General features: G+C 58.0%; 12 protein-coding genes and 8 pseudogenes. 13 read left to right on the top strand and 7 right to left on the bottom strand.

Annotated features, from left to right (window positions below):
• Positions 1-111 precede the first annotated feature (111 nt).
• Entirely contained in the window at positions 112-1,320 is a 1,209-nt protein-coding gene (locus tag WS78_RS35385; RefSeq protein ID WP_059584082.1) for an AAA family ATPase, read from the top strand.
• The gene (locus tag WS78_RS35380) at positions 1,317-2,291 is read left to right on the top strand and encodes a ParB/RepB/Spo0J family partition protein (RefSeq protein ID WP_059584085.1); all 975 of its coding nucleotides are present in this window, start codon (positions 1,317-1,319) and stop codon (positions 2,289-2,291) included. The genes WS78_RS35385 and WS78_RS35380 overlap by 4 nt, the downstream gene beginning before the upstream one ends.
• A 509-nt stretch (positions 2,292-2,800) precedes the next feature.
• Here the strand turns inward: WS78_RS35380 and WS78_RS37970 are convergent.
• The 3 genes and pseudogenes from WS78_RS37970 to istB form a co-directional block, all read right to left on the bottom strand.
• The gene (locus WS78_RS37970; protein WP_226377364.1) at positions 2,801-3,493 is read right to left on the bottom strand and encodes a tyrosine-type recombinase/integrase; all 693 of its coding nucleotides are present in this window, start codon (positions 3,491-3,493) and stop codon (positions 2,801-2,803) included.
• Positions 3,438-4,841, bottom strand: a complete 1,404-nt coding sequence (locus WS78_RS35375) for a phage integrase family protein (RefSeq protein WP_226377345.1) — start codon at positions 4,839-4,841, stop codon at positions 3,438-3,440. The genes WS78_RS37970 and WS78_RS35375 overlap by 56 nt, the downstream gene beginning before the upstream one ends.
• Positions 4,842-5,910: 1,069 nt before the next feature.
• Positions 5,911-6,584: pseudogene (gene istB / locus WS78_RS35370) on the bottom strand (IS21-like element ISBmu3 family helper ATPase IstB); the annotation flags it as partial.
• 55 nt (positions 6,585-6,639) lie between these two features.
• Between istB and WS78_RS35365 the strand changes: the two are divergent.
• Positions 6,640-7,624 (top strand): annotated as a pseudogene (locus tag WS78_RS35365) (IS630 family transposase); the annotation flags it as partial.
• A gap of 343 nt (positions 7,625-7,967) precedes the next feature.
• Here the strand turns inward: WS78_RS35365 and WS78_RS35360 are convergent.
• Both WS78_RS35360 and WS78_RS35355 read right to left on the bottom strand, forming a co-directional pair.
• A complete protein-coding gene (locus tag WS78_RS35360) occupies positions 7,968-8,255 on the bottom strand; it encodes a helix-turn-helix domain-containing protein (RefSeq protein WP_059584076.1) in 288 nt (95 codons plus the stop codon).
• Positions 8,248-8,562 carry a hypothetical protein gene (locus tag WS78_RS35355; RefSeq protein WP_059584088.1) on the bottom strand — a complete coding sequence of 105 codons (315 nt, stop codon included), beginning with the start codon at positions 8,560-8,562 and terminating at the stop codon, positions 8,248-8,250. The genes WS78_RS35360 and WS78_RS35355 overlap by 8 nt, the downstream gene beginning before the upstream one ends.
• Before the next feature lie 142 nt (positions 8,563-8,704).
• Between WS78_RS35355 and WS78_RS35350 the strand changes: the two are divergent.
• Both WS78_RS35350 and WS78_RS35345 read left to right on the top strand, forming a co-directional pair.
• A pseudogene (locus WS78_RS35350) lies at positions 8,705-8,815 on the top strand (transposase); the annotation flags it as partial.
• Between the two features lie 86 nt (positions 8,816-8,901).
• Positions 8,902-10,037, top strand: a protein-coding gene (locus WS78_RS35345) for an IS3 family transposase (RefSeq protein WP_394335868.1) whose coding sequence is annotated in 2 segments (ribosomal slippage) — positions 8,902-9,157 and positions 9,157-10,037 — 1,137 coding nt in all. Because the reading frame shifts where the segments join, the coding sequence is not laid out codon by codon here.
• A 68-nt stretch (positions 10,038-10,105) separates the two neighbouring features.
• On the opposite strand, the gene WS78_RS35340 is transcribed toward WS78_RS35345, so the two are convergent.
• Positions 10,106-10,405, bottom strand: coding sequence for an H-NS histone family protein (locus WS78_RS35340; protein ID WP_059579910.1), 300 nt, complete (start codon positions 10,403-10,405; stop codon positions 10,106-10,108).
• 238 nt (positions 10,406-10,643) lie between these two features.
• Between WS78_RS35340 and WS78_RS35335 the strand changes: the two are divergent.
• From WS78_RS35335 to WS78_RS35305, 8 genes and pseudogenes are all read left to right on the top strand, one after another.
• Positions 10,644-11,042, top strand: a pseudogene (locus WS78_RS35335) (IS5/IS1182 family transposase); the annotation flags it as partial.
• Positions 11,043-11,177: 135 nt separating this feature from the next.
• A pseudogene (locus WS78_RS35330) lies at positions 11,178-11,544 on the top strand (IS3-like element ISBvi3 family transposase); the annotation flags it as partial.
• A gap of 30 nt (positions 11,545-11,574) precedes the next feature.
• Positions 11,575-11,784, top strand: a pseudogene (locus tag WS78_RS37965) (IS3-like element ISBcen23 family transposase); the annotation flags it as partial.
• A gap of 354 nt (positions 11,785-12,138) precedes the next feature.
• A complete protein-coding gene (locus tag WS78_RS35320) occupies positions 12,139-12,759 on the top strand; it encodes a response regulator transcription factor (protein ID WP_059579902.1) in 621 nt (206 codons plus the stop codon).
• Positions 12,760-13,073: 314 nt separating this feature from the next.
• Positions 13,074-13,521: pseudogene (locus WS78_RS38500) on the top strand (transposase); the annotation flags it as partial.
• Between the two features lie 417 nt (positions 13,522-13,938).
• On the top strand, positions 13,939-15,144 hold the full coding sequence (locus tag WS78_RS37955; RefSeq protein ID WP_226377344.1) for an IS110 family RNA-guided transposase: 1,206 nt from the start codon (positions 13,939-13,941) through the stop codon (positions 15,142-15,144).
• 21 nt (positions 15,145-15,165) lie between these two features.
• Positions 15,166-15,315, top strand: a pseudogene (locus WS78_RS36895) (IS5/IS1182 family transposase); the annotation flags it as partial.
• Positions 15,316-15,325: 10 nt separating this feature from the next.
• A complete protein-coding gene (locus WS78_RS35305) occupies positions 15,326-19,090 on the top strand; it encodes an ATP-binding protein (protein ID WP_082721454.1) in 3,765 nt (1,254 codons plus the stop codon).
• Here WS78_RS35305 and WS78_RS37410 read toward each other — a convergent pair.
• Positions 19,004-19,501, bottom strand: a complete 498-nt coding sequence (locus tag WS78_RS37410) for a hypothetical protein (protein WP_197419460.1) — start codon at positions 19,499-19,501, stop codon at positions 19,004-19,006. The two genes, WS78_RS35305 and WS78_RS37410, sit on opposite strands and share 87 nt — an antisense overlap.
• Between the last annotated feature and the right edge of the window lie 48 nt (positions 19,502-19,549).

Here is a 19,549-nt window from a genome sequence, read left to right as displayed (position 1 = left end):
CGAATTCGCTGGCTATTGCTGGAGGCGCCGCGTATTCTACGGTTTTGTGAGAATGCACATCAAAACCGTAGAAACATTCTCTTGGCGTTTGTCGCGGAGGTTCTAGACACAATGAAATTGAGTGAGCTGCCTGAGATTGACCGACGTGTGAATCTTCCAAAGCTCGGTGAGTTTGCCGATCGATTGGCTGTTATGACCAATGAGCTGCGGGATCAGATTCTTGCACCCCGGCCGCGGAAAACTGCGCCGGTTTTCACGACTTCTGAACTGGCGGAACTATGCGGTATCGATCGCGCAAAGGTCCACTATGAAGCTTCGAAGGAAGGTGGAACATTGCCGCCGGGCGTTGCTAATGGGACAGGACGTACCAGGCTCTTCTCGCTCGCCGAGGTTCGAACCTGGGTCCAACAGGTATCGGACATTTACCAGACGCCCCTCGTAACCGGGACTCGGGATCATGAAGGGAAAGTTCTGACCATCGCAAACTTTAAGGGAGGGTCTACCAAGACTACGATGACGATGTGCATCGCACAAGGTTTGAGTCTTCGTGGCCGAAAGGTGCTGGTGATCGATCTAGATCCTCAGGCCTCCCTTTCGGAGCTCTGCGGCCTTTACGCTGAAAAAGATGTAACGGAAGACGATACCGTTCTTCCGTACATCTTCGACCAGAACGTCGAGGGCGGGCTCGGGGCAGTTATCCAGTCGACTTACTGGGATGGCATTGACCTTATTCCGGCGCATAACTTTCTGCATCACGCGGAGTACTTCCTTCCGGCAATGCAAAAGTCGAAGCCGAACTATCAATTCTGGTCGGTCCTTCGTCAAGGCCTCGAGCCCCTACGGAAGCACTACGACTACATTGTTCTCGATACGGCTCCGTCGCTGTCGTACATGACCTTGAACGGGTTAATGGCAGCGGACTCGATGGTGATGCCTCTGGTTCCAGAGAGCCTTGATTTTATTTCGTCGGTATCTTTCTGGTCGCTGTTCGCGGACGTTGCACAAGGATTTGCCGCACATGAGGTCGAGAAGACATATGACTTCGTCTCCGTTGTGCTCTCGAAGGTCGACTACGGTGTAACTTCGTCTGCTCCGGTTGTACGGTCGTGGGCGCAGCGCGCGTACGGTGACTGGTTGCACACAACGGAGATTCCGGCGAGTTCGGTGATGAGTAACGGGGCGCTGGCATTCTCTACTGTGTTCGATCTTAGTCGATCGGACAGTGTAGCCAAGACGGTTGCGAGAGTTCGACAGCCGCTGATGGACTACTGTCGTTGGATTGACGACTCGTACGTTGAGGAATGGAGGAAGAGGAAATGAGCAGTATCCGCGAAAAAATGATGGCCAAAACCGCGGAGCTGCGTTCCGCAAAAGACATTGACCTGAATCCGGATCGGAAGCCAACGGCTCCACGGACTGGGCCTGGAATGGCAAGCGCGCTCGCCAGCGCGCAGGAGCGAATTGCTGAGTTGGAGAAGGCTGCGGCCGCGTCCGCACCAACTGAAGTGCGGGTTGCAGATATTCGCCCGAACCCATGGCAACCGCGTCGAGTTTTCAATGAAGGAAAATTGAATGAGCTCGCATCGAGCATTCGTGCTAGCGGGCTTATTCAGCCGATTGTTGTCCGTCCTGTTTCGGATGGATACGAGATCGTTGCGGGCGAACGGCGATGGCGTGCTCACCGGCTCATTGGGAAGGAGTCGATTCGGGTCGTCCAGGTCGAGATCTCAGACCAAGACATGGCCATGCTTGCGTTGGCCGAGAACATCGTTCGTGATGGCTTGAGTGACTACGAGATCTCCTTGTCGATTCGGCAGACTGAGAAGGAGTTTCCGAACCGGAGCCAGATGGCATCGGCGCTTGGTATGGCTCGATCGGATTTGTATCGGCTCTTGTCGTTTGCGGATCTTCCAGATTTCATCATCAAGGATCTCGACCTGCAGCCCAACCTTTTAGGTGCGACGGCCGCAGAGACCGTCGTATCAGTCTTGAAAAAGCATGGCGATGTCGCCATTGCTGCCGCGAGGACCCATTGGGCCGATGTTGTATCCGGCGAATTGGACCAGACGAGGTTTGGTCGGAATATCAAATTGGCTGTAGAAAGTGGGGGCAAACCGGCCTCGGTTCGCGACAGGAGCATCGAGAAGATTTTTGCGGGCAAGAATCAGGCTGGATCGATCACCAAGGATTCCAGTGGCTTCACGGTTAAGATCAAGCCGGGGATGTTGGACGTTCAGCAGGAGGAGCGAATTCGAAACCTGCTTGCCGAGCTATTCGGCACTACGGGCTAAGCCCACTGCCATGAGCCCGCTAGATGCGGGCTTTTTTGTTGCGGTTTGTGAAGCGATACCAGTCGATGTCCCACTGTCCCAAGTTGGGACAGTGGTGGGTGGGTCCACATCCTGTCCCAGGTGTCCCAACTTGGGACACAATTGCCCGGTCCAAATGTTGACGCTACACGGGCACGCCCCCGCGAGCCCCTCAGGCCGGCAAGCCTTATACACTGACCTTTAGTACTTTTCGCCGAGCGCGACGCGTAGCTGATATCTCGAAGTCCAGGATTATCTGGGAGATATCAAGTCGGCAAGATTGAAGTCGAAGATTATCTGGGAGTTTGGAGGTATAGGCTCAGGAATCCCGGACTTAATCTGGGAGAATTTGTCAGTCAGCTTGGCCTTCAGGCCACTGAGCCGCTTAACCCTGGTTAGCGCTTCAAGTGAACACGGTTTGGGTCGCCGCAGTTTCACGCAGCAGTCTGTTCAGGCGGCCATCTGGGTGCCAGTGGCACGGCACATCTAGATCACAGTCCGTTGCGTTGCTTTGTAGCCAATCTTAGGAAGGTCTCTGCTTCCTGGTACTGTCGGCCAAGTTCCGCCGTGGCGTAGATTGACGTGGTGTCGAGGGAGTCGTGGCCCGCGAAATTGCGCGCACTCTCAAGGCTCATCCCATTGGCAAGCGCATGTGACACGAACGTGTGTCGCAGCCAGTGCGGACTGGCCGTACTGAAGGCCCGCGCATGCGGCGAGTCCTCACCCAGCGCTGCGGCGGTCGCCGTCGCGAAAAACTGCTTGATCGTCTTGTAGAGCTGATGCGGATGGATCGGCCCAGTCTGGCGCGCCCGATTCGCGAGCTCCGCTTCAGTATCGGATTCGCTTGCGTTCGCGGCCCGACGGATTTGGCCGACCTCTGCGTTGGACAGAAGCGCCGGTATCAGCGGGGTCGCCGCCGGGCAGGCGAGGGGATCGCGCGGGAGCCCGCGGGATTCCAAGTAGTCGCCCAACAACTTCAGCATCGCCGGCACCAACGGTACGAACCGCTCTTTCGCGTGCTTGCCCACGACCCGTAACAGTCGAATGGTCCCCAGTTCAGGACCGGCGTAGCGCTCCTGTACATCGTCTGTGAAGGCGCCGCACAACTCGGCTCGGCGAAGGCCCGTGCTATACGCAAAACCGAGGACGAAGCGCGTTCGGGCCGCGGCGACTGTGTCGGGCATTGTGTCGAGTACATGCATGGCGAAGCGCCAGGCGTCCGTGGTCAGGCCGCGCTCGATTTGCAGGCGGGACTTCGCGGCAACACGCCGTTCGTTGCCGGCGGAATCGTGCGTGTATCCGCTGAACACGCGGATTTTCGCGAACGCGTTGTGGTCCATCCAGATACTGCGCATCGACCAATTCGGCGAAGAATTTCTTGGTCGCGGACAACGCGCCCTGACGGCTCTTGACCGACAGCGGGCCGCGGAAAGGACGCCATTCGAGGGCGTCCCGGGGTGCGGTGCCGGCCGTCACCCATTGGGCTGCAGGCTGCGGATCGACCAGGAAGCCGTTGATGTAGTCGCGCGCATCGTCCGTGTCGAGGCTCGACTGTGGCTTGCGCTTCACGAAGATCGCCCATAACAGTAGCCGTTCAGCTTCGGTGCGGTAGCGTGCCCGGGTGTGGGGATTCTCGTAGTCCGCGAGCCAGAACTCGATTGCCTCGCGGTCGTTGTTGGCGCGGCTGTTGTTCTTCAGCAGATTGCGATGCGCGCCCCGTGACCCGTCGAGCTCGGGCGGCAGCAAAAAGCGCTCGAGTGGCACGATCGCGGTGACGGGCCCCGCCGTGAGCGTCGGGCGCGATAGCGTGCGCTCGGACGGGTGTGTTATCGCGCCGGCGGTCAGCCGCAGGCCGGCGACATCCTCGTAGTGGGCGAGCCAGGCGGTAATGCGCCGGGCGCCGACTTCACCGGGGCGCGGGAGGCGCCGATACCAGCGGTAGCCGACCGAGTTGATGGTCTCGACTAACTTACCGATCGTAGTGAGTCCGACGTCGGACAGGCGCAGCGCGACGGCGGTGTCGAACCAGCCGAGTACGTGATGGTCGGGCTTCGGATCCTCGACGACGAGGCGCGAGAGCGCGTCGAGGGCGGCCATTTGCCGGGCACGCAGGCGGGCGTTGCGCTGCTGTCGACGCAAGGTCGCGCCGGAGCCGGCGTCCGCGCCCGTTTGCTGTGCGGCGAACAGCTCGCGCAGCTCCTTTGCTGTATAGAAGCCGTCTGGATCGTGCTGGGCGGCAAAGTCCTCCAGCGACGGCGCGGCTGGCCGGATCGCGAGCAGCCGGACGGTCGCAAAGTCCTGGCGCTTGCGGGCCGCGACGACAAACGAGGTCACCAGCCAGCTGCACGTTGCGGCGGCTTTGCGTGCGTCGCGACCGAATTCGAGGTACTGATCGGCTGGCTCGGCGAGAGCCAATCCTTCCAAGTAGCCGCGAAAGAAGGCGAGATGTTGAAGGCCGATCCGGCGCAGGGCGGCCGCCTCGCGTCGCGCCTGGCGCGTGCGCGACTTGCGCTTGGTTGCGGGTGTTGTCACTCGGCGCGGAGCCGTCCGATGAAGTAAAACTTGTACCGGCTCGGCGGTGCTGATCCGTTTGAGAAGTGGGCGGCCGGGGTTCCGCGTTCAAGATTTGCCTCTCAGGTTTCGGAAGGGAAAGTCGGAAATCCCGTCATGCGGAAGGAAATGTTGGAAATCTCACGTGCTTGACGGGCTCGGCAGCACGCAACCCGTGGAACATCCTAAAATAAAAAGACATCCGCATAACGGTTTGTTTTGACTGGATATTCGTCAGTTACCTCGACGATGTTTCACGAAATCAAAGGATGAGCCGTGTCTTTCAGCGGACAAAAGCTTCCTGAAGACGGGCTTTCCCATCGCAAACCGCTCATGACGTCAATTTGTATCGTTTAATACGTGTTTTGTAGTTTTTATGACAATGCTCCGCCTGACCCTCGCGGTTTCTCCAATTCGTCTGGGGCCATTCTTGTAGTAAAACGTGTGCATGCTTGCATGGAGGGCGCGACGCGTTCACAACGGTTCCGAAGAGCGGCGACCGATGCGCGGCCGTATGGCACGCATCGATTCGATGTGTTCGGTCCCAAGGTTGGACGACGGCTGACGTTTTTTGGCCGACGCGTGTTTCAGCTTTGGCTGCGGCTGGAATCCAATCCACGAGTGGTTAGATAACCTATAAGGAAAGCGGTCGTAAAACGGGCGAGGCACGCATTGACATCCATGAGCATTCTACAGGCGCCGGATTGTCCAACCGGCGAAGCTGACCGAGTATTGCAGCAGGGGGGCGACGCTCGTCGAGCTTTCGCGTTTCCGGAACAGATTCCACGATCGACCGGTCGCCGACGCACCGACTGCCGAAGCCGAGCTTGGCGATGCGGACGGCTTCGCCGCTCCGTGGCCGCGGATCAGGAAAGTGTCCGAACTACTACGGCTCGCGTCGCCCCTCTATGCGGATCGCGGATGGGCGTGCGCGTGCGTTCGCAGCGGTTGGGTGCGGATTTCGGTGATGGTGATCAGGCGTTTCGGCGAACGTGATCAGTGTGGAAGGTGGTGTTGCGCGCTCAATGGATTATAACGAAGGTGATCACGGTCAGGATGCGGAGGACTGCTTGGCGTTGGTCTTTCGCATCGATTCGCCCTTCAGCGGCAGCTTGTGGGCCTGATGGACGAGCCGGTCGAGGATCGCGTCGGCGAGCGTCGGATCCTGCAACCAGGCGTGCCAGTGTTCCAGTGGCAGTTGGCTGGTAATGATCGTGGAGCGCGTGCCGACGCGATCGTCGAGCACTTCGAGCAAATCGTTTCGGGCACCCTGATCGAGATCCTGCAGCCCCCAGTCGTCGAGCAGCAGGACGTCCATCTTGGCGAGCTGCGCGAGCCGCCGCGTGAAGCTGCCGTCGCCGTGGGCGATCTTCAATTCCTCGAACAGCCGGGCAACGCGGACGTACATTACGGAGAAGCCCTGTCGGCAGGCCTGCTGACCAAACGCGCAGGCGATCCACGTCTTGCCTGCGCCGGTCGGCCCCGTCAGGATGAGGTTCTGTGCATTGCGGATCCAGTCGCAACCAGCGAGGGTGGCAACGATGCTTTTGTCGATACCGCGGCTCTGCCGGTACTCGATGTCCTCGATGCAAGCTTGGGGATTCTTGAGTTTTGCAGACTTCAGCAGCCGTTCGAGCCGCCGGGTATCGCGCCAAGCGAGTTCGCGTTCGACGACCATGCGAAGCGCTCCTCGAACGACAGGCTGGTGCTGGCAGTCAACGCCGCCTAGACGGCGACAATTATCTTGGCCGGTCTGACGACGATTATCTTTGCCGGTGGGGCGGACATGCGGCGCGCGAAGTTGATCCTGATGCTCGAGGACGGTGAATCGCGCGACAGCATCATGCGCACACTCGGCTGCGACTCGCGCTTCATCGCGCGCTGGTCGGCACGCTTCCTCAGCGAACGGCTGGCCGGCATGTACGCGCGGCATCCCGGGCGCGCGCCCACTCATCCGCCCGCCAGACTGGAAGCGAGGGTGCTCAACCGCCCCCTCAAGCACAAACCCGCCGACGGCTCGACACACTGGAGCAGCTACAAGCTGGCTGCAGAACTCGGCGACGTGTCGGTTTCGACCGTGCAGCGCATCTGGCGCAAGCACGGCATCAAGCCGCAGCAGTTGGAACGGCACATGGTCTCCAACGACCCGGACTTCGAGGCCAAAGCCGCCGACGTGATCGGGCTGTACCTGAACCCGCCGGCGCACGCCGTGGTGTTCTGCGTGGATGAGAAGACCGCGATCCAGGCGCTCGACCGCAGGGACCGGATGTTGCCACTGTCGCCGGGGCGCGCTGAGAGCCATGGCTTCGAATACAAGCGTAACGGCACGCTTAGCCTGTTCGCGGCGTTCAATACTGCCACCGGCGAGGTGCTGGGCAAGACGGCGGCGCGCCACACCAGCGAACAGTTCGTGGCCTTCCTCACCGACGTCATATCCAGCCAGCCCAAACGACGGGAAATTCATGTGATTTGCGACAACGTCAGCAGCCATAAGACGCAGCGGGTCGCCGTCTACCGGCTTCCTCGACGCGCATCGCAACGTGCACCTACACGTCACGCCGACCTACTCGTCATGGCTCAACCAGGTGGAGAACTGGTTCTCGCGCATTCAGCGCGATGTGATCGCGCGCGGCATCTTTACTTCGGTGAAGGACCTGGACCGCAAACTGATGCGCTATATCAGCGAGCACAACAAAAACCCGAAGCCGATTAAGTGGAAGTACGACGATCCTTCGCACCAGATTCGGCCGGTGCCAATTCAATGATGCGGTGAACTAGCAGCGGGCCGCATCGGCATCCAGCTAATATTGCGAATATGAAAGCACAAGACTTCTCCCGCTCGCTTAGTGTGCTCGGCTGGTCGCTGGCCGAATTTTCGCGCCGCCTTGGCCCTGATGTTCGAACCGCGTTCTCGCCCCGATGCTGCTGGCGCCTATGCGCCGCCCCTACTGTGGCGCCATTACGCCGACCCCGCATGGGCTCCATAGCGCCGCCCCGTGACACCTGATCCGACAACCGTATCTCGATGGGGCAGCAGCGGCAAATTTCCGAAGTGGGTCGGCGAATATTTGCGCCTCGCCGTGCTCGTGAAATCCGCGCTCGACTGACTCAGGCAGCCGGCTGAAGGTCTTTCAGCGCCTCGGGGTGTTGCACGGCAACGCGCAGCAGCGTTTTCGCCGCGCCGGTCGGGTTGCGGCGGCCCTGTTCCCACTGCTGGTAGGTGCGCACCGAAACGCCGAGCAGGCTGGCGAATTCGGATTGCGACATGTCGACCTTGGCGCGCGCGACGGATGCCTCCGTCGGCTCCACGCGCGTCACGCGGCCGGCATGGCCGGCCTTCATTTCGCGGACCCCTTGTAGCAGGTCCGCATGGAATTGTTCGCGATCCTTATCCATTGTCGATTACCTCACGAAGTTGGTTGAGGATATGTGTCGGCAGATTATCGTATTCCGCCTTGGCGTATGCGACGATCAACCAGATCACGCCGTTATCGAGCACGTTGTAGTAGATGGCCCGAGCGCCGCCGCGTTTACCGGAGCCGCTACGGCCCCATCGGACTTTACGCAATCCACCAGTGCCGGGGATCACATCGCCGGCAAGCGGGTTGTTCGCGAGCCAGACGATGAATTCTTCCCGCTCGCTATCGCGCCAGATGCGTTCAGCGGTGCGGATGAATGTCGGAGCTTCGATGATCGTGTACATAGGGTAACTATACGCCATTGGCGTATAACGTGCAAGTGGCAGGAAAAAAGAAAGCGCCCCCTCAGTGAGCGGCCCCCAGCAAACAGTGCCATCATGTAAGCGAGTTTTAGGCGGAAGTTTCCAGTAAGAAAGGAGCCGTACGATGAAACGCAAGCGCTTCAGTGTCGAGCAGATTGTGGCGGTGTTGAAACAGGCGGAAGCAGGGATGCCGGTAGCGGAGCTGATTCGGCACGTGGGCATTTCGGAGCAAACAGAGGTGGCCGCGCAAATTCGGACAGTCGGGTAAGTGGAATGCCCGGGGCCTGAGCCAGCGATAATGCAGGCAAAGGAACCGGAAAGATGACGAAGAGAACCCGACGGACGCACTCAGCGGCGTTCAAAGCGAAAGTGGCCCTGGCGGCGGTCAAGGGCGAGCGCACGCTGGCCGAACTGGCGCAGCAGTTCGATGTGCACCCGAACCAGATCACGGAGTGGAAGCGGCAACTGCAGGAGCGTGCGGCGGATGTGTTCGGCGCGGCCGCTCCACCGTCGAACGAGCCGCCGGTGGACGTGAAAACGCTGCACGCGAAAATCGGACAGTTGACGCTGGAGAACGATTTTTTGTCAGGAGCGCTCGGCAAAGCCGGACTGCTGAGCGCAAAGCGATGATTGACCGTACGCATGCGCTGCCGGTTTCGCGACAGACGCGACTGGTTGGCATCGCGAGATCGAGCGCGTATTACCGGGCGCAGCCAGTGAGCGAGGCGGACCAGTTGCTGATGCGGCGGATCGACGAACTGCACATGGAGTTTCCGTTTGCCGGAGCGCGGATGCTGGCGCGTCTGTTGCGCCGGGAAGGCTATGAGGTCGGCCGCCGCCGCGTGCGCACGCTGATGAAACGCATGGGCGTGGAAGCGCTGTACTGCAAGCCGAACACGAGCCGACGCAATGCGCAGCACAAGATCTGGCCGTACCTGCTGCGCGGCATGAAAATCGCCCGGGCCAATCAGGCGTGGGCACTGGACACGACATACATTCCGATGGCGCGAGGCTTCGTGTACCTGACGGCAGTAGTGGATTGGTCAAGTCGCAAGGTGCTCTCGCACCGGGTGGCGATCACGCTGGAAGCAGTGCACGCCGTCGAGGCGCTCGAGGAAGCGTTCGCGCGCTACGGGCTGCCGGACATTGTGAACACCGATCAGGGCAGCCAGTTCACGGCGGGCGCGTTCACCGAGGCCGTACTGGGTCGAGGCGTGCGGCTGTCGATGGACGGTAAAGGGGCCTGGCGCGACAACGTGTTCGTCGAACGCGTGTGGCGCAGCGTCAAGTACGAAGAGGTTTACCTGCGAGCTTACGAGTCGGTCAGCCATGCCCGGCGCTCCATCGGCGACTACATCGAGCTGTACAACCGAAAACGGCCCCATTCGAGCCTGGCGGATCGGACGCCGGATGAGGCATACTTCGCGACGCTGCCTGCGATCAAATCGGCAGCATGATTGCCTCGGACGTTCCACTTAAAAATCTCAGAAAACTGTCCGAACGAGTGAGGCCACCTCTAGTTGCGTTACTCCTGAATCAGGAATCGATTCCTATTCTTTGCATCTTTGATCCATGCTGGCGCACGCCCACGGCCCGACCAAGTTGCACCACTCTTAGGGTCGCGATACTTTGCTTCTACCGGCGCCTTCACTTGCCTTGTCAACCGGCTGCGGCGGGCGCTGAAGATGTCCTTCTCGGTGATGCCGTACTCCGCGACCTTGGCACGGATGTCGTCGACGACGGCTTGGAACTCCGCTACGCGGGCGGCTTCAGTTTTCTCCGCTAAGGCGTCCATTTGAGCTTTAAGCTCTTTGTAAGTTTCCATATTTCTTCCTCTGATTGTGTTGGACAAATGATAACTGGTTTATCCCTAGGAAGGGTTCGATCCCGTCGTGCGCGGCATTGACCAAATTGGCGGCGCGCGAACGGCGTGTCAACGTCGGACGTAATTTCCCCAGAAGTGTCGAAGTAAAATTCCCCACACTGTTCGGACGGTGATCAGCCGGCGACGTGATCGGATGGGCTCCTTCGAGGACGGCCCGGGCGCCGGCGAGCAGGTTCAGGGCAATCCGTACGACGGACACACGCTGGCCGAAGCCTTGGAACAGGCAGCGATCCTGAGCGACGTTCAACCGGAAATTGCCGTGGTCGATCGTGGCTACAAGGGCGTCGCCGTCGATGGCGTGCAGGTCTATCACCCGGGTTTGCGGCGCGGCATTACACGCGGCCTGCGCGCCATGATCCGGCGCCGTAGAGCCATTGAGCCGGCCATCGGCCACATGAAGGCCGACGGCAAGCTCGATCGGAACTGGTTCAAAGGGGCGCTGGGCGACGCGATTCATGCGGTGCTGTGCGGCGCCGGCCATAACCTGCGGATGATCCTCAGGAAGCTGCGGCTTCTTTGCGCTCTGATTCTGGCGCGCGTCATTGGCGGGAACCTGATGATGACGCGCGGCGCGTAACGCCGTCGTCGTTCAAAGTGAATTGTTCAGGGCCGATTAACGATATTTTTTTAAATATGTAAGATGATTACTGATGACGTTGCTCGCAGCGTCCAGTGCATTAAATGCATTGTAATATTTTTCGGAATTCGCGCTGACGAGCGCCGCGACCAGTACAACGTCATCCGGTTATGCCAGATTCTGAGTTTTTCTCGCAGCGGACATTGCCAGTGGCGCGTTCGCCCACCCAGCACCAGAGCGCAAGCCAACGCGGCCCTGGACGCCGAATTGGCTGCTATCCACCGGCCGAGTCGGGCAGCTATGGCCGTGCGCACATCTTGCGGCAATGGCGAGTCCAGGGTCGACCGGTAAACGCTGAACGCGTTCGGCGTAGTTTGCAGCGTCAGGGCCGCGTCCGGTCTGCAAGCGACTGCATCGCATCACAACGAACTCGACACATAGCCTGCCCATGGCACCGTATCTGATGGATCGGCGTTTCGATGGCTGGCAGCTGATCCAGGCGTGTCATCGACGGACTGTAAGAATTTAGCCGAAAAAAATGAGCACTCCAACGGGCCGGCGCAAAACGCTGGAAGCCCGTCTCAGCGAGGGCTATCGCAACGTATGTCGCTATCTCGGACCGAGTCGCCGGATAGCAATCTATATGCTCAAACAACCGGAAAAGGATCGGAACCTGGGCGAGCGACCGATTGCGGCCGCGCAGGAGGTTCCGCGCCTCGGTTACCGGTGGATGTCGGCTTGGCGAGTGTGCTCCGTCAACGTGACAAAGCTGCGGAGCAGCTTTGCAGAACTGATCAGATGTGTCAACCAAGAAAGACTGATCTTTTGATGTGGAACAGCTTTGATTCGAACTCGCCCGAAATGAAAGCAATCTGTCATTGCAAGTATGCGTCGCGAAGGTGAAACTGCTCACTAAATCAACTCAATTGCATTGACACACAACGACATTGTGTGCAGCATTAAAATATCGCACGACCTTGTTCGCTCGTCGAACGAAATTCATCTCATCGATAAATAAATACAATGAAATATCGTTTGCGATTATCCCATCAAGATTAATTATGTAGTTGCCCAACAAAATCGAAGGCTAAGCAGAATGGAACCCATCAAAAAAGTGATGTTGGTCGATGATCACCCAGCCTTCATATTGGCCTTGAGGGCGATATTGTCAAAGAATCCGATGCTAGAGGTTGTCGCGACATGCAGTGATGGCACGAGCGCATGGCATGAATACAAGCGTTGCGCCCCCGACTTGGTAATCATCGATCTGGACATTCCAAATCTGAATGGGCTCGATCTGCTCGCACGGATCCGGAAAACGGACACCTACACGCGCGTACTTGTAGTGTCTGGGCAACCTGCCGGTGTTGCATCAATGAGCGTGCAGCAAACGGGAGGGAACGGCTATGTACCGAAGACAGAAGGGACATCGCGCTTGCTAAGCGCGATCCAGGCCACTCTGTCTGGTTTCAACTGTTTTCCAGACGCCCACGCGCATGGATCAGTCGTGGGACCGCCTGCGATGGCGAGGTTATCGACCAGGGAAGTCTCCGTTCTTCGCTATCTTGCGAGGGGGCACTCCAATCAGGAAATTGCGGCGATCCTCAATATCAGTCACAAGACAGTCAGCACGCACAAGTCGAAGATAATTGTCAAGCTTGGCATTTCCAATCTGGTTGATTTGGCGGCGTTTGCGTCGGCCAATCATATCATATAGGGTCGATTGCTCAATGGATTTTTTGCATCCCGATGCAGCCATAAATTGGATAGGAATCACCCGGCAAGTTCAGAGCCCGCATGCAGCAAGCCGCCTTGCATAAATCCGTCAGCTACGAAGCGTGTTAGCGGCGTTAACGTTTACGCACAACAACAGCCTAGGTGTACCTGTTAGCAATTCGGACTCCTGCATAGATTCTCGATTTTGCCGAGAAGATGCGCAGGGACAGCAGCAAGATCGCGGCCGAAGCCGCGCTACCACGTCAGGGCCGGGCGACCTGAAACGCCAGCCTAATCAACCGAGGTAACGCCACGATGTGGATCGATGAAGTCGCACCTCCGCGCACGCCCGGCGCCAAGTCGAAGTGTGGGCACCCGCGCCTCAACAGCAACGGACTGATCCAGGCGTTGCTGGGCCTCAAGATCTTGTTGCGCCCGCCGCTGTGCGCGCAGCAAGGCTTCGCACACAGCCTGCGCCACCTTTCCTATGCTCAACTACACAACGCTGTGTCGCCGCGTGCAAGCGCTTGAGGTCCAACTGCCGATCGTCCATGACGGCGAACCGATCCATCTGATGGTCGACAGCACGGGCGTGAAGGTCTACAGTGATGGCGAATGGAAGGTGCGCCAGCATGGCTATTCGAAGCGTCGCGCGTGGCGCGAGGTGCATCCCGCGCTCGACTCGAGCACCGCCCAGGTGCGTGCCGCGCCGATGACGCACCAGGACGTTGCAGAGGGCAACGTCCTAGCCGAACTACTCGACCAAATCCCGGACGACGAGCAACTTGATGTCATCGTCGTTGATGGGGCCTATGGCTCCAAATGCCGCCATTGCCGCGCGCAGCGCCCCCGGTTCCGTCGAGCGAAGGCGCCGCTCATTTGCCCGCGAGCAAGACGTGGCGCAACGATGCGGTCGATGCGATCGCCCGAGTCGGCCACCGCGAATAGAAGAAGGGCGGCGGCTACCATCCCATTACTATCTTCACGCCCCGATAATTCGGGGTTTTGGCCAGCTAGGCCCGGCATGATTCCCGCCCCAGTCGCAATCATTATCCGGGCCTGGTGGGCGGCTGTGATCGCTGATTGGGGGGGGCGGGATATCCCGTCGCCGTCCGTAACGTGGATGCCGAGACTTGCCACCGTTGTTGCAGGCCAATCCGTTCACTTTGCACAAACTGCGATGCAATACACACAACAACGTGATGCCGTCGATGTCTTCGTCGGCGTCGATGTCGGTAAAGGCCGGAATCACGCCGTCACACTCGATCGGAGCGGCAGGCGTCGGTACAACAAGGCACTGCCCAACGACAAGGTCAAGCTGCGAGCCCTCATCGCCGAGCTCAAGACTCACGTTCGACTGCCGTTCGTCGTCGATCAGCCCTCCACTATCGGAGCGCTTCCAGTGGCCGTCGCTAGCGCTGAAGGCATACTCGTCGCCTATCTGCCGGGACTGGCCATGCGCTGCATCGCCGATCTGCATGCAGGTGAAGCCAAGACCGATGCCCGCGAGGCCGCGATCATTGCCGAAGCCGAACGCTCGATGCCACATACGCTGCGCTCGCTTCGACTGGCTGACGAGCAACTCGCCGAACTCACCATGCTGTGCGGCTTCGATGACGATCTCGCCGCCCAAGTCACACAAACCAGCAACCGCATTCGCGGCCTGCTTACCCAGATCCACCCGGCGCCCGAGCGAGTTCTCGGACTGCGGCTCGACCATCCGGCAGTGCTCGATTTGCTTGAGCGCTATCCGTCGCCCGCTGCGCTTGCTGCTGCCGGCAAGAAGACGCTCGCCAACCGTCTGACCAAGCTCGCACCGCGCATGGGCAAAAACCTGGCGGCCGAAATCGTTCAAACGCTGAACGAGCAAGCCGTGATCGTGCTCGACACGCAGGCTGCCACCATCGTCATGCCCCGCCTGGCCCAGCAACTCGCCGCCTTGCGCAAGCAGCGTGACGAAATCGCTACCGATGTTGAGCGGCTGGTGCTTGCTCACCCTCTTTGGCCGGTCCTGGCCAGCATGCCGGAAGTCGGCGTCAGGACTGCCGCCAGACTCCTGACCGAAGTCGCCCAGAAAGCCTTCGCATCGGCTGCACACTTGGCGGCCTACGCTGGCCTTGCCCCAGTCACCCGGCGCTCAGGCTCGTCCATCCGAGGTGAACATCCATCCAGACGTCGCAACAAGGTGCTTAAGCGCGCCTTGCTCTTCTCCGCCTTCGCAATCTTACGAAACCCCGTCTCGCGGGCGCATTACGCGCGCAAGATCCAGCAGGGCAAGCGCCGCAACCAAGCGCTCATCGCGCTGGCGCGGCGACGCTGTGACGTCCTGTTCGCCATGCTGCGCGACGGCACCATTTACCAACCCAAGTCAGTCTCTACCGCTTGACGAAACACATAGCCCCCCTTGGAGAATGCGATGTATCACCTGAAGATGCTCACCGGTAACCGCGTGTGGGCACGGCGCACCGACTCGCAGACGAGCGAGGTCGCTATCCGCGTGGGTGTGCTGAACCGCATGGCGGACCTCGCATGCCCGCAACCCGTTCGCATTGCCTGAGATCGCGAACATGGCGGCTACTTCGTCCTTCCGCTCGATCTATTCAACAACGCCTCTCGTCATCTTAGCCCTACTCGCCATGGGAGATTTGGAGATCGTGTTCACGAGATTTCAAGGCCGATGGTTTAGGCATCTGTTGGCCTATTTTGCCGCTGTTATCCTGATATGCGGACTGTTCACTCGTACAGCGCATGCAGCACCCCATCTTGAGCTCGTTCATCTCGAGCGTTCGCTACCCGCAATCAAGCCCTCTGGCGATCAAGCGACTTGGCTGAGACAGCATGGTCAGCGCATTCGAGTGGGAATTGTTCCAAATGGCATGGTGCCTTTCGATTTAGTGGATTCTGGTCGATGGTACGTCGGCATCACAGCTGATTATCTAGATATGCTCCGCAGCACGACAGGTTCCGGAATAGATCTTCACGAATACGCAAATCAAAGTGAAATGTTCAAGGGACTGCGTAACGGTGAGATCGACATGGTTACGACGGTCTACTTGGCGAAAGCGCGCAATACGAACAAAGGTCGATTACTGCTCAGCGAAAGCTATTTTCCTGCGCGTAATGCGGTAGTCGAGCGAAGCGATAGCTCCAGCTACGAACTTTCCGAGTCGGGCAAGAACCGCATCGCCTACATGCCTAGTGTGGTCTCCAAAACGTGGATGGAGAAAGCCTACGGCAGTAGCAACATAGTGCCTACCGACTCCACCGAACAAGGCATCAAGGACGTGGCTTTCGGACGAGCAGATCGCTTTGTGGGCAATGTCACTGAATGTATATTTCTCATTAATAGACTACAGCTTTCGAATCTCCGGATCCGATATCTCGTACCAGCGCCGATCACTGGCTTTCGCTTTGCTTTTGCGACAGACAGTGCCCCACTGCGGAATCTCACAAACCGGGTAATAAGTCTCGCCGACGCAGATCTCATCGAGGACATACGTCTCAGATGGGAGGGGCGACCAACCTACGTAGCACTTAATCCACTGATTTCATTTACGGAACAGGAGCGGCGCTGGAGTCTTAATCATCCGATCATCTATTACGATGTAAGTCGAGAAGTGCTGCCTTTTCTCTTTCGCGATCAGGAAGGTCGGTTGTCCGGACTAACCGTGGACATGCTGGGTTATATCGGTCGACAAATCGGGGTGACGTTTAAGCCGGTCAATGGACGCGATCCGTCACTAAATCCGTCGATCGTAATCATAGAGCCACTTGTCGGTGCACAAATGGTACATGACGGATATATATCGACGTATCCATACTTTTGGGGCGGATTCGCACTCGTCGGCCGCAATGCATATCAGGGCCGCTGCACGCTGGAAGCGCTACGAGGTTGCTCGATAGCCGTGCCGGAAGACTTGCCGAAGAAAATTTCGGCACAACTTATGTCCGCAGGCGCATCGCTGATATCGTTATCGACCGAATACAATGCGTTGCGTTCATTGAATGATAAAAAATCGGACATCGCAATCGTCAACATGGCATCGGCTCGCTACCTGATCGAGCAAGATTTTTATCGCAAATTGGTCATTATTAACACCCTGAATTACAGCGACTTGATGCAGATCCGATTTGGCATTCCTAAGAGCTCGCCAGAACTGGCATCTATGCTAACCAAAGTTTTGCACGGTACCCGCGAAGTTGAACTTAACAACATCCGAGACAACTGGCACACCGCCATTCTCCCCGGCTCTGCCTTTAGGCGGGTACGCCACTATTATCACCTGATCGTCACGGCCGTCGCTATGGTGGCTTCAATATTTCTAGTCTTTGGAATTATCCTCGCTTACCACGTTAATCGGCGGCGCCGCGCAGAGACGGTCCTGAAAGATCAAATAGCCCTTCAAACCACATTACTGGACAGCATGCCCGCTCCGGTAATGCGATGGGATCTCGAGTGTCGTTTGCGCGATTGCAACCAAGCGTTCAAAGAAGTCGCAGGAGAAAATCAAAAACCGGTAGGCCTAACGATTGGTGAAATTGGAGTATTTAGCGAGGATAATGCTGGCTGGATAAGTGACCTATTCAATGAAGCCCTCCGCGAAAAAAGTCAGAAATTTGCGGACGAACGCCTCCAGTTATTAGGCCGACAAATCGATGTACGATTCTGGGTCGTGCCATTTTACAGTCATCGCGGTCAACTGGCAGGGCTGCTGAGCGGCTGGGCCGATGTTACCGAGCGGGGTAATTTGCAGCGCTCGCTACAGGATGCCAGGGACAATGCGGTACGCGCCAATCAGGCGAAGTCGGAATTTCTCGCAATGATGAGCCATGAAGTCCGCACCCCAATGAATGCAATTCTGGGTGTGCTGGAGTTGAGAAAGGAACAAAATCTTGTTGACGGCCAGGATCTATCTGCTGCATATGAGTCAGCGCGAGCATTGCTGTCAATAATCGACCAGATTTTAGATTTTTCTAAGATTGAGGCAGGAAAGCTTGTATTGCTTAATGAGCCCACTGACGTTTGCGCGCTTGCTTCCAGTGTTGCAGCCATCTTCAGGCCGCTCGCCCATAAGAATAATATTTCATTATTCGAGAATATAGCTCCGACTCCTGGGAAGCTCATTGCCGATCCAGTCAGACTTCGGCAGGTAATCGGTAATTTACTATCGAATGCCATCAAGTTCACCCAGCGCGGTAGCGTCACACTTCGGGTCAGCATTCAGCAAACCGACGGCGAAACGACAAGCGTTCTGATAGAGGTGGCCGATACTGGGATTGGGATTGGGCCAAAATCACTGTCTCAGATAATCGAGCCCTTCTTTCAAGCCGACGCGAGTATTGCATCGAACTATGGCGGGACAGGGCTGGGTCTATCGATTTGCCATCGATTGGTGGAGCTAATGGGAGGGAAACTGACAATCGATAGCCACGAAGGGCTCGGCACGGTGATACAGGTCGCACTTACATTGTCGCAAGCCGATGAGAACGGGGATTCCCAGGTCGATCAGATCAATGTGGAGGAATGGTCAGGCGCAGGTTATTTTAACGGCAGAAGAGCACTCGTAGTCGATGACAATTCGGCGAATCGAATTGTCCTATCTCGTCAGCTGCAATTCCTTGGATTCGAGACTATCTGCTGCGAATCGGGGGATCAAGCCGTTGATGTGTGGCAGCGCGAACGAATTGATGTGTTGATCACGGACTGCTATATGCCTGGGTTGACTGGGTACGATCTGGCACGGAGAATACGACAATGCGAAGCATTGAACGAATATCGTCGGGAGGTGACTGTCATAGTCGGTTATACGGCAAATATTCAACCCGACATGTTAGACCTAGCTCGGGAAAGCGGCATGAATGCGTGCCATCTCAAACCGTTGGATTTGCATTGCTTAGCTACTGCTTTGTACGATGCACTAGCGCCTAGGGGCGGCACATCGGACAAGCTAGAACAGTGCAACGAGACGAGGGGTAAAGAAATACTGTTGCATGATTCAATGTGGCTAGCAGTTCGTCAGCTCGGCGACCCGATATTGGAGTGCGAAGTTCTTGAGGCAGCATTGTCAACGAGTTCTGTTGAGTTAGACCGTTTGCGCACCGCTATCGAAGGATGCGATCTCGAAACGATTCGCCAGGCCGCTCATCTGCTGATTACTGTAGCTTCAATGGCTGGTGCTACCCAAGCGCAGGATCTCTGTCGGATGACCGAAAGAATGGCGACCGAAGGGAACAGCGAGGAAGCGTTAAACGCCGCCATGAGCGTGCTCGACAAATTGGGGGAAGTCAACCAGCTTCTGGAGTCGCGCATGCATGAATTGAGGGGCGGCTGACGGAACCGTGGTGGTGGCCGCGCCGCGCTCGGCAGCCAGATGGCGCAGCATGCGCTTCACGGCGCAATAGCTGCCGGCGTAGCCATGATTGCATTGAAGGGCGGCATGGATCGTGGTGCCCTGTACGCTGGCGGCAAGCCATTCGCGGACCTGTTCGCGATATGGCTCAACCGTCGACGCGCAGGTGCGCGGCAGGTGCGGCGTGCGCCCGAAGACGCCCGCGATCGTAGCGTCGTCCGGCAGCGGCTGCACCGGATCCAGCCAACTACGCGCTTCAGCCTCGCGGCGCACGGTCGTCAGCTTCTTGCGCCCCATCAAGCTGCCGCGCGCGATGTTGCGATCGGAGCCGCCTTGCCGCATGCGGACAAGGACTTGGCGGTACTCAAACAATTCGAACCTCCTGTTGGTCATGGGTAAGCGTGAGATTCGTACCGTAGCGGCGAGAGTTGACGGACGGAG

The organism is Burkholderia savannae, assembly GCF_001524445.2.
In the GTDB taxonomy this organism is placed as follows: Bacteria; Pseudomonadota; Gammaproteobacteria; order Burkholderiales; family Burkholderiaceae; genus Burkholderia; species Burkholderia savannae.
The sequence above is the reverse complement of the archived record's forward strand: the minus strand, read 5'-3'. Positions and strand labels throughout refer to the sequence as shown.